The organism is Aquabacterium sp., from assembly GCF_004297345.1.
Lineage (GTDB): Bacteria > Pseudomonadota > Gammaproteobacteria > Burkholderiales > Burkholderiaceae_C > Aquabacterium.
In genome coordinates this window covers 1-11415 of sequence record NZ_SCTN01000451.1, presented here as the reverse complement: position 1 = coordinate 11415, position 11415 = coordinate 1, and the positions used below count along the sequence as shown (strand labels likewise).

General features: G+C 62.4%; 6 protein-coding genes. 2 read left to right on the top strand and 4 right to left on the bottom strand.

Annotation, left to right across the window (positions count from 1 at the left end; genetic code table 11):
- The coding region (locus EPO09_RS17485) for a tandem-95 repeat protein (protein WP_290644969.1) at nt 1-3668 on the top strand (3668 nt) is incomplete at its 5' end.
- A gap of 12 nt (nt 3669-3680) precedes the next feature.
- Here EPO09_RS17485 and EPO09_RS17480 read toward each other — a convergent pair.
- The 3 genes from EPO09_RS17480 to EPO09_RS17470 all read right to left on the bottom strand — a co-directional run bounded on the left by EPO09_RS17480 (nt 3681) and on the right by EPO09_RS17470 (nt 9474).
- Nucleotides 3681-4781, bottom strand: coding sequence for a PA0069 family radical SAM protein (locus tag EPO09_RS17480; RefSeq protein ID WP_367200084.1), 1101 nt, complete (start codon nt 4779-4781; stop codon nt 3681-3683).
- A gap of 81 nt (nt 4782-4862) precedes the next feature.
- Complete coding sequence (gene dnaE, locus EPO09_RS17475; protein WP_290644965.1) at nt 4863-8396, bottom strand: DNA polymerase III subunit alpha; 3534 nt, start codon at nt 8394-8396, stop codon at nt 4863-4865.
- A gap of 31 nt (nt 8397-8427) precedes the next feature.
- Nucleotides 8428-9474 (bottom strand): AraC family transcriptional regulator, encoded by a 1047-nt coding sequence (locus EPO09_RS17470; RefSeq protein ID WP_290644963.1) that lies wholly within the window; start codon nt 9472-9474, stop codon nt 8428-8430.
- A 126-nt stretch (nt 9475-9600) separates the two neighbouring features.
- Between EPO09_RS17470 and EPO09_RS17465 the strand changes: the two genes are divergently transcribed.
- Complete coding sequence (locus tag EPO09_RS17465; RefSeq protein ID WP_290644961.1) at nt 9601-10809, top strand: alkane 1-monooxygenase; 1209 nt, start codon at nt 9601-9603, stop codon at nt 10807-10809.
- 30 nt (nt 10810-10839) lie between these two features.
- Here EPO09_RS17465 and EPO09_RS17460 read toward each other — a convergent pair.
- On the bottom strand, nt 10840-11415 hold a 576-nt coding region (locus EPO09_RS17460), incomplete at its 5' end, for an N-methyl-D-aspartate receptor NMDAR2C subunit (protein ID WP_290644959.1).

The window sequence follows — 11415 nt, the reverse complement described above, 5'->3', positions numbered from 1 at the left end:
CCGTCAACAACGATGGCAGCTTCAGCTACACGCCTACCGCCAACTACAACGGGACAGACAGCTTCACCGTCACCGTCTCCGATGGGCAAGGCGGCACGACCACCTCGACCATCAATGTCACCATTGCCGCTGTCAATGACGCGCCAACGGCCAACGACGTGAGCGTCAGCGGCAACGAAGACACGGCCATATCGGGGCAGGTCACGGGCGCGGATGTGGACGGCAACCCCTTGAGCTACACCAAGGCCACGGATCCAACGCATGGCAGCGTCAGCGTGGCGGCCAATGGCAACTTTGTCTATACGCCCAACGCCAACTACAACGGCACGGACAGTTTCACTGTGACCGTTTCTGACGGGCAAGGCGGCACCGCCACGGCCACCGTGAACGTCACCATCGCGGCGGTCAATGATGCGCCGACGGCCAACAACCCCGGCGTTGTCGGTGCGGAAGACACGGTCGTCACGGGCGCCATCACGGCCAATGACGTGGACGGCGATACGCTGAGCTACACCAAGACAAGCGACCCTAACCACGGCAGCGTCAGTGTCAACAGCGACGGCAGCTTCAGCTATACCCCCACGGCCAACTTCAATGGCAGCGACAGTTTCACGGTCACTGTTTCGGACGGCAACGGCGGCAGTGTGCTGTCCACGGTGTCCATCACCATCACGCCCGTCAACGATGCGCCGGTGAGCAATAGCCCCAGCGTCAGCGGTGCGGAAGACACGGTGATCACAGGCGCCATCACGGCCAGCGATGTGGAAGGCGACACGCTGAGCTACCAGGTCAGCAGCGACCCGACACATGGCCAGGTGACAGTGGCCAGCGATGGCAGCTTCAGCTACACGCCCACAGCCAACTACAACGGCACGGACAGCTTCACCGTGCTGGTGTCTGACGGGCAAGGCGGCACCACGATATCGACCGTGAGCGTGGGCATCACCCCAGTCAACGATGCCCCGACCACCCAGGATGTGAACGCCTCCGGCGCCGAAGACAACATCGTCACCGGGCAAGTCATGGGCAGCGATGTAGACGGCAACACGCTGAGCTTTACCAAAGGCAGCGACCCCACTCACGGCAGCGTCACGGTCAACGCTGATGGCAGCTTCAGCTACACGCCCATCGCCAACTTCAACGGCAGCGACAGCTTCACCGTCACCGTGTCGGATGGCCAGGGCGGCGCAGCCACCTCGACCGTGTCCATCGCCGTCACACCGGTCAACGATGCGCCCACCACCGGCGGCGTGACCGCCAGCGGCGCCGAGGACACGGTCATCACAGGGCAGGTCAGCGGCAGCGATGTGGACGGCGACACGCTGAGCTACGCCAAAGGCAGCAACCCAGCCCACGGCAGCGTCACGGTCAACAGCGATGGCAGCTTCAGCTACACGCCCACGGCCAACTTCAACGGCAGTGACAGCTTCACGGTCACGGTCTCGGACGGCCAGGGCGGTACGGCCACCTCGACCGTAGCCATCACCGTCACGCCCATCAACGATGCGCCCGTGACCTACAACATCGCTGTCAGCGGCGCCGAAGACACAGCAATCACAGGCCAGGTCACGGGCACTGACGCCGATAACAATGCCCTGAGCTACGCCAAGGGCAGCGACCCTACGCATGGCAGCGTCACCGTCAACAGTGATGGCAGCTTCAGCTACGCGCCCACGGCCAATTTCAATGGCAGCGACAGCTTCACGGTCTCGGTATCTGACGGACACGGCGGTACGGCCACTTCAACCGTTTCCATCACCGTCACGCCCGTCAACGATGCACCTGTCACCAATGATCTGGCGGCATCCGGCCCGGAAGACACCGTCATCACGGGGCAAGTCACGGGCACCGATGTGGAAGGCGACACGCTGAGCTATGTCAAGGGCAGCAACCCTGCGCATGGCAGCGTCACCGTGCAGGCCGATGGCAGCTTCAGCTACACGCCCACGGCCAACTTCAACGGCAGTGACAGCTTCACGGTCATCGTTTCAGATGGGCAAGGTGGCACGGCGACCTCCACGGTTGCCATCACCGTCACGGCAGTCAACGATGCACCCACGACCAATGATGTGATCACCTCCGGCGCCGAAGACAGCACCATCACCGGCCAAGTTGTTGGCAACGATGTGGAAGGCAACACCTTGAGCTACACCAAAGGTAGCGACCCCACGCATGGCAGCGTCACGGTCAACGGCAATGGCAGCTTCAGCTACACGCCCACGGCCAACTTCAACGGCGCGGACAGCTTCACCGTCACCGTATCAGATGGCCAGGGCGGCACCGCCACATCGACCATCTCCATCACCGTCACACCGGTCAACGATGCGCCGGTCACCACCGATGTGACGACCTCCGGTGCAGAAGACACCACCATCACCGGGCAAGTCACGGGCACCGATGTCGAAGGCGACACGCTGAGCTATGCCAAGGGCAGCAACCCTGCGCACGGCAGTGTGACCGTGCAGGCTGACGGCAGTTTCAGCTACGTGCCCACAGCCAACTTCAACGGCAGCGACAGCTTCACCGTCACCGTATCAGACGGCCAGGGCGGCACGGCTACGTCAACCGTGTCCATCACAGTGACACCTGTGGCCGACAACCCCATCATGAGTGCTGCCACGCTGAACGCCACTGCCGTCCCCTCGGTGAACTGGGCCAGCAGCACCTTGCTCAATGGCGCCAGCGACCCAGACGGCGGCACCTTGACTGTGCGCATCGTTCAAGGCCCACAACACGGCAGCCTGAGCATGGCGGGCAACGGCCAGCTCACCTACACCGCTGACTCGGGGTACAGCGGCACAGACAGCTTCTCGTATGAAGCCTTCAACGGCCAACTGGCCAGCAGCAGCACACGGATGATGAACATTCAGGCAAACGGTGTCGCGCCCGTTGTGACCGTTGTGCCCATCATCAACGCCCCGCCAAGCACAGATACCACCAACACCGACAACGCCAAACAGGACCCCAAAAGCGTCACACCTCCCACGGCAGAGCCGAACGCCCCTGCGAGCAAGCCCAGCGCCAGCGACACCCAGGTCACGGCCGCCAAGCCTACGCCTGAAACAAAGCCGCATGAACCAGAGACAGTGCCTGACGCCCTGCACGAACGCGTACAAACCAGCGCCTGGCTCGGTGCGCATCCTGCCGGCATCAATGGCGCCGCACGCCAGATTTTGTTTGCAGGAACGAACAACACCTACTTCAGCAACACAGTGTGGACCAGCACCAGCGATCACACGACAGTCACGCAGCTGCTGGAGCTCATCAAGCCCACGCTGGAGCGTGTACAAGACATCAACCTCATCCTTCCCCGCCTGAGCAGCGTCACCCATGCACTGCCTGCTCAAAGCACCATGGAGCCCAAGAGTGGCACGCATGACGAGGAGCTGGGGCAACGCATCCAGCTGACCAAGGTAGCCAGCTATTCGACAGGGTTGGGCCTGTCCATCGGCACCATCTGGTGGACGGCACGGATCTCGGGCCTGGTCACCAGCGCCTTGATCAGCACCCCAGCCTGGCGATCCCTCGACCCCTTGCCCGTGGTGACCTCACCCACCGACGAGCAAGACGATGAGCATGACGGCGACAGCCGCCTGGGCGATCGCGAAGTGGAACACCTGTTCGATGGCGACAAGCCGATTGAGCAGGACATGCCCATCATCCAGTAACGAGCACACCGCTCAGAACAAGCCCAGCTGTACCTCGTCTTGCTGATGCAAGACGGTGCGATCAAAGCAGCTGCTGTCCAACTCCAGCGCCAGACGCCCCATGCCGTGGCGTGCGGCTGCCTTACGCACGCGTTGCGCAATCAATTTGGCCCACACGCCTTCGCCCTTCATCCGCAGGTTGAAGTCCGCATCGTAGTCTTTGCCCCCGCGCAGCTCGCGCACGCGCGCCATGATGCGTGCTGCCTTGTCTGGCACATGGTGCATCAGCCACTCTTCGAACAAAGGCTTGACCTCCCAGGGCAATCGCACCACCGTGTAGTGGATGTTCATGGCGCCCGCTTGAGCGGCTGCCTCGATGATCTGCTCGATCTCGGGTTCGTTGAGAAACGGGATGATGGGCGCCACGTTCACGCCAACGGGCACGCCAGCTTGCGCCAGCCTCCGCACGGTCTGCAATCGCCGCAGAGGCGCGGCTGCACGTGGCTCCAGTCGCCTGGACAAATCACTGTCCAGCGTCGTGATGCTGATCATCACGTAGGCCTGCTTGCGCGCACCCGCCACGGCCAACAAATCGAGATCACGTTCGACACCGCTGGACTTGGTCACGATGGTGAAGGGATACTGGCAGGCACACAGCACTTCCAGCACGCCACGCGTGATGCGCCACTCGCGCTCTACCGGTTGATAGGGATCCGTGGCCGACCCGATGTTGATGGGTGATGGTTCATGCGCCTGACGCGCCAGCTCGCGCCGCAACAGATCAGCCGCATTGACCTTGGCCACCAGCCTGGTTTCAAAGTCCAGCCCAGGGGACAAGTTCAGGTAGCTATGTGTAGGCCTGGCATAGCAGTAGATACAGCCATGCTCGCAACCGCGATAAGGGTTGATCGACCAGGTAAAGGGAATATCAGGAGAGTCATTGCGAGACAGGATGCTACGCGCCTGCTCGGGCGAGACCTGCGTCTGGATGGGTGCAGATTCACCATCCTCACCCCAAAGCATGGCGTCATCCAAAGAGGACGGCTCAAGGTGTTCGTCCACCTGGCGCTGCGCGCCTTCGAAGCGGTGCGCAATCTGCGTCGTCGTGCCGCGCCCCTTGCGAGGGGCGCTCAACTTGCGCGAATCTGGTAAGGGCTGCACAACCGACATACTGTATTTTCGTACAGTATTACCCCATTTGCAAGCACCCTTGCGTCAACCCTCGCCGTACACCACCGTGGCTTGAGCCTCAGGCATCAACTCCTTGAAGCGCTGCATGGCCTGGTCGCTCGGGAAGACGCGGGCGCTGTCCCCCAAGTCCACTTCGGCGCGCGCGGATATCTCCGGTGTGCGGCGCTCGATGACCACCTTCACAGGCAGGCCTTGCACGGTATCGGGCAAGTCAGGCTGAGGCGCCTCGATGCGGCGCGCCGGGAACTCACGCAACACATCGGCAATCGGGAACTTCTGGTCCTTGGCCTGCACGCGCACAAAGCGCGCATAGCGGCAGCGCGCCGCAGGCAGGCTCATCACCTGCTGCACGTTCAGGCGCAAGCCACCCGAGAAGCGGTCGGTCTGAACCTTGCCGGTGATGATGACAAGTTCATCATCCTTGAGCAGGTCCTTGTTGGCGTCCAGCGTGTCCTGGTTGGCCACGGCTTCGATCACGTCACTTTTGTCGTCCAGTTTGAAGATGGCCACGCGGCCACGTGTGCCGTTGATGACGCGCAACTCGCTGACGATGCCGGACACCACTTGCGGATCGCGGCTGTCTTTCAGGTCACCGATACGTTGGCGGGCAAAGCGGCGTACTTCCGATTCGGCTTCATCAAACAGGTGACCGGAGAGGTAGAAGCCAATGGCCGTCTTCTCCAGCGAGAGGCGCTCTTTGAGCGTCCACATCTCGGTGGGCACCAGATCGGGCTCATTAGTCGAAGCCGCATGGCTGTCGCCAAAGTCGAACAGGCCACCTTGATCGGCATTGGCCACCAGGGTGTCAGCGTATTCGAAAGCCAGGCCCACGCTGGCCAGCAAGCCAGCACGATGCGGTTCGAGTGCGTCGAAGGCACCGGCCTTGATCAAGGCTTCAACCACACGCTTGTTGACTTGCTTGCGGTCAACACGCGCGCAGAAATCAAAGAAGCTCTTGAAAGGGCCGTTCTCTTTGCGCTCGCGCACCAAAGCCTCGATGGCGCCCTGCCCCGTGCCCTTGACGGCACCCAGCGCGTAGCAGATGGTCTTGTCGCCCGTGGGCACGAAACGCCACTCGCCCTGGTTCACATCAGGCGGTGTGAAGGTGATGCCGAAGTTCTGCGTGGCATCGTCATGGAAGATCTTGAGCTTGTCCGTGTCGTCACTCGACACGCTCATATTCCCTGAGAAGAATTCGGCGGTGTAGTGCGCCTTCAACCAGGCCGTGTGATAGGCCAGCAAGGCATACGCGGCGGCGTGCGACTTGTTGAAGCCGTAGCCGGCGAACTTCTCCATCAAGTCGAAGATCTCATCGGCCAGCTTCTGGCTGATGTCATTCTTGGCTGCACCGGCCGCGAAGATCGAGCGGTGCTCGGCCATCTCCTCGACCTTCTTTTTACCCATCGCGCGGCGCAGCATGTCGGCGCCGCCCAGCGAGTAGCCCCCGACCTTCTGGGCCACCTGCATCACCTGCTCCTGGTAGACCATGATGCCGTAGGTCTCTTCGAGCACCGATGCCATCAGCGGGTGTGGATATTCCACCGCTTCGCGGCCATGCTTACGCGCACAGAAGGAAGGGATCAGGTCCATCGGGCCTGGTCGGTACAGCGCCACCAGTGCAATGATGTCCTCGAAGACGCTGGGCTTGGCGTCGCGCAGCATGCCTTGCATCCCGCGGGATTCAAGCTGGAACACAGCCACGGTCTTGCCTTCTGACAGCAGCCGGTAGGAGGCCGCATCGTCCAGCGGGATCTTGGCGAAGTCGAAGTCCTTCTGATCCGGGTGGCGGGCAATGATGTAGTCCTTGGCCAGCTCCAGAATGGTCAGCGTGGCCAGGCCCAGGAAGTCGAACTTCACCAGGCCGATGGCTTCCACGTCGTCCTTGTCGTACTGGCTCACAGCAGACTCGCTGCCTGGCTGCATGTACTGTGGGCAGAAGTCGGTGATCTTGCCCGGTGCAATCAGCACGCCCCCGGCGTGCATGCCGATATTGCGCACCATGCCTTCCACGCGCATGGCCAACTCCAGCAGCGAGGCCACTTCTTCTTCGGCCTTCTCGCGCTCTTCCAGCTCGGGCGCTTCCTTGCGGGCGTAGATGATGCCGGGATCGGGCTCGGCGGGCACCCTGGCCAGGGTCACCGTCTTGCCGGGTGGCGCGGGGATGAGCTTGGCGATGCTGTCCACATGGCCGTAGCCCATGCCCAGCACACGGCCCACGTCACGCAAGGCGGCCTTGGCGGCCATGGTGCCGAAGGTGGCGATCTGGGACACGGCCTCGCGGCCATAGCGATCCTTCACATAGTCAATGACGCGGTCGCGGTTGCCCTGGCAAAAGTCGATGTCGAAGTCAGGCATCGAGACCCGCTCAGGGTTCAGGAAGCGCTCGAACAGCAGGTTGTACTTGAGCGGATCCAGGTCGGTGATCTTGAGCGCATAGGCCACGAGCGAACCGGCTCCGGAGCCCCGGCCCGGCCCCACCGGGCAGCCGTTGTTCTTGGCCCAGTTGATGAAGTCCTGCACGATCAGGAAGTAGCCGGGGAAGCCCATGTTCAAGATCGTGTTGATCTCGAAGTCCAGACGCTCGACATAGTCAGGGCGCTGCCTCTCACGTTCCGTCTCATCCGGAAAGAGGTGAATGAGGCGTTCGTTCAGGCCTTCATGCGACAACTCACGGAAGAAGTCTTCCATGGGCTGCGGCTCGCCATTGGGCATGATGGGCGTGGGGAAGTTGGGCAGTTGCGGCTTGCCCAGCACCAGCGTGAGCGAGCACCGACGCGCGATGGCCACCGTGTTCGCAATCGCCGAGGGGATGTCGGCAAACAAGGCTTTCATCTCGGCGGTGGTCTTGAAGTGCTGGTCCCGCGTGAAGCGTTTGATGCGCTTGGGGTTGCCCAGCGTCTCGCCCTCGGCGATGCAGGTGCGCGCCTCGTGGGCCTGGAAATCGTCCGGCTCCTGGAACTGGATGGGATGCGTGGCCACCACAGGCAGCTTCAAACGTGCGGCCAGGGGCACGGCATCGCGGATATACGGCTCGTTCGTGCTGTGACCACCCCGCTGCAATTCAATGTAGAAGCGGTTGGGGAAGGTGTCGGCCAGCTTGCGCGCCTGGGCTTCGGCCTTGGCCGCATCGCCCATCAGCAAAGCCTGCCCCACCATGCCCATTTCGGCGCCAGACAGGCAGATCAGCCCTTCGTTGTTGGATGACAGGGACGCCCAGTGCACCCAGGCATGGCTGCGCTGGCCTGGCGCCGTCCAGGCTTCGCCCAGCAACTCGCTCAAGCGCAGGTAACCCTTGCGGTTCTGGATCAGCAGCAGCAAGCGCGTGGGCGCCTTGCCGGCTTCTTCCGGCTCCACCCACACATCAGCGCCGATGATGGGCTGAACGCCCTTCTTCTGCGCGGCCTTGTACAGCTTGAGCGCGCCAAACAGGTTACTCAGGTCGGTGACCGCCACGGCGGGCTGGTTGTCCTTGGCGGCGGCCTTGACCAGGTCGTCGATGCGGACGGTACCGTCAACGACTGAGAATTCGGTGTGAGAGCGCAGGTGTACGAAAGGCATCCGCGCATTGTAAGAAGGCCAGCCCCCGGATTCAGCCCGGCGGCGTTGTGGCCAGGCTGTGGTCTACCCTGGATTGCCGAAAATCCCTGGGCGTGACACCCAGCCAACGCCGAAACGTGCGGCTGAAGTTGGAGGTGTCCTGATAACCCAGCTTTTCGGCGATGGCCTCCACGCTCAGGCTGGTATGCACCAGCAGCCAGCACGCGAGCTCTTCCCGCACGCCATCCAGCAGTCGCTGGTAGGTCATGCCCTCTTCGCGCAGGTGGCGAATAAGGGTGCGCACGGACACATGCTCCATCTCGGCCATTTGCTCCAGCGAGGGATAGCTGCCATCACAACCCAGCAGGCGGCGCTGCACGCGAACCGTCACCGTGCCCAACTGGATTTGCTGGAGCTGGCGCTCGCAATCGCGCAGCGCCGTGCGGTAGGTTTCCGGATCAGGTGCCAGGCTGGGGCAATGCAGCAACTCGGGCGGCATGTCGATGCGCAATTGCTCGGCGCCAAAATCACTGCGGGGGCAGAAGTCCCGGTACTTCTGGCTCCAGGGCGGCTCGTCGAAGGGCCAGTGCACCGTCACCCGATCCAGCAAGTCCTGCCCGGTGATGGTTTCCAGCAGGCGCAAAAAACCAGCCACGTAGTTGCCCATCAGGTACTCGCGCACATCGGGTGATGTCAACACCTCGGTAAGCACAAGTGCAAAGCCGCCGCGCGTGTCGATATCAAACCGTGCCAGGCGCAGGCGGACATCGGTGAAGCGCTGCAACAGCATCATCACCTCACCCACATTGCTGGCGGCCATGCCGGCGTAGCCCAAGGCGCCATGGGTCGACAGTTGCGTGATCTGCCCGACTTGCAGGCCCAACCAGGGGCATTGCGTCAGCTCCAGCGCCCGCAGGATCAAGCGGCGGATCTGTTCGAAGCTCAGGAACAGGTTGCTGCCGTGCAGCTCCGCCCAGTTCAGCCGTGTGCCCTGGACGATCTCTTCCTCGCTGAAGCCGCGACGCCGCAACTCCGCGCAGATCAGCCGGGCATAAACAGGGTGCAAGGATGGCTTGAGCCAGTCCACGGGAGCGTGCATGTCGACGTTTTCCTGTCGGTCGCCTTGTCACTAAATGACGATATTCTGCCAGCGCTTGCGGTGTCGTGTCGAGCCCGAAAAACGCACAGTCTCACCATGGTTCAAGGAACTTGAGGAGACACATCAATGAGCACTGTATTGCCGCTGCACACCCAGGACCCGGCCAGCTACCGCGATCGCAAGAAAGCGATGTGGCTGCTGTCGGTGATCGCACCCGCTGCCGTCGTCGTGGGCCCTGTGGCCTATCTGAACGGCTACACCCACAGCCTGTGGTTCTTCGCCAGCATGATCGCGCTGTACCTGGGCATCCCCCTGCTGGACGCCATCCTGGGCGAAGACCTGAGCAACCCACCCGAGGCCGCCGTGCCCCGCCTGGAGGCCGACAGCTACTACCGCTGGATCAACTACGCCGTGGTGCCCGTGTTGTGGGGCGGCTTGCTGTTCAACGTGGTGTTCCTGGCCACGCATGAGCTGCCCTGGTATGACTGGCTGGCCACCACCGTCGTGACGGGCTCCATGCTGGGCTTCGGCCTGAACCTCAGCCACGAGCTGGGCCACAAGAAGGACTGGATCGGCCGCAAGATGGGCTTGTTCAACTCGGCGCTGGGCGGCTACGGCCACTTCTCGATCGAGCACAACCGTGGCCACCATCGCCATGTGGCGACGCCGGAAGATCCAGCTTCCTCGAAGATGGGCGAGACGATCTACCGCTTCATGTTCCGTGAACTGCCCGGCGCCTACTTCCGTGCCTGGGATCTGGAAACCGAACGCCTGGACCGTGCCGGCAAATCCGTCTGGAGCCTGGACAACGAGATCCTGCAAGCCGGCCTGATGACTGCCCTGCTGTACGGCGGCCTGACACTGGCTTTCGGCCCGAAGATGATCCCCATCCTGGCGGTCGTCGCTTTCTGGGGCGCCTTCCAGTTGACCTCGGCCAACTACATCGAGCACTACGGCCTGCTGCGCCAGAAGAAGGCCGATGGTCGCTACGAACACTGCCAGCCGCACCACTCATGGAACAGCAACCACATCGCGTCCAACCTGGTCGTGTTCCACCTGCAGCGCCACTCGGACCACCACGCCAACCCGACCCGCAGCTACCAGTCCCTGCGCAACTTCCCTGAACTGCCCACCCTGCCCTCCGGCTACTTCGGCATGTTCCTGGCAGCCTATGTGCCCCCGCTGTGGTTCGCCATCATGGACAAGCGCGTGATCAATGCCGTGGGCGGCGATGTAGACCGCATCAACTTCCTGCCCGCCAAGCGCGCCAAGCTGATGCGCCAGTTTGGTTTGAAGGAATCGACTGCAGGCCAGGCAGCAGCAAAGCAAGCCTGATCCAAGAAGCGACGAACGCCGCGCTGATGGTCAAGCCGTCAGCGCGACGATTTCACGTTGCAGGTTGGCGCGGGCCCGGTCTTCCCACAAGGCACGCAAGGCCGGCGTGAAATAGATCTGAGGCCGATCCAGAAAGGCTTGCAGCACCTTGGCCCGCCCTGGCTTGTAGGCCAACTCGGGCACCCAGTTGTACTCCTGCGCCACCTGATCGGCGTAACGGTCATACGCATCGGGCGATGCCGCCAGGATGCCCAGATCCAGATCGAGAAAGACGGCCGTATCCGTGTCGTCATCGGTCCACTCATGGCGATGCGTGGCGCGCACCTTGCGCTGCACCGAGTCGATCAATGTGGACGAGGCCCCTGCTTGCACGAGCATGTCGCCAGCCAGCAAAGCACTGCGCTCCTCGTTGTCGTGCTGATGGGTGTCGTAGATGGCATCGTGAAACCAGATCGCCAGCATCACAGCCTGGTGATCCTGGATGAGATCACGATGCGCCAGCTGCCCTTGCAGCAAGGCCTCGATGTGGGCCATGCCGTGATACGCCCGGTGGGGCTCCTGGTAGCGCTGCGTCAGTTGATGGCGGATGGCTTCAAGCATGTCGCC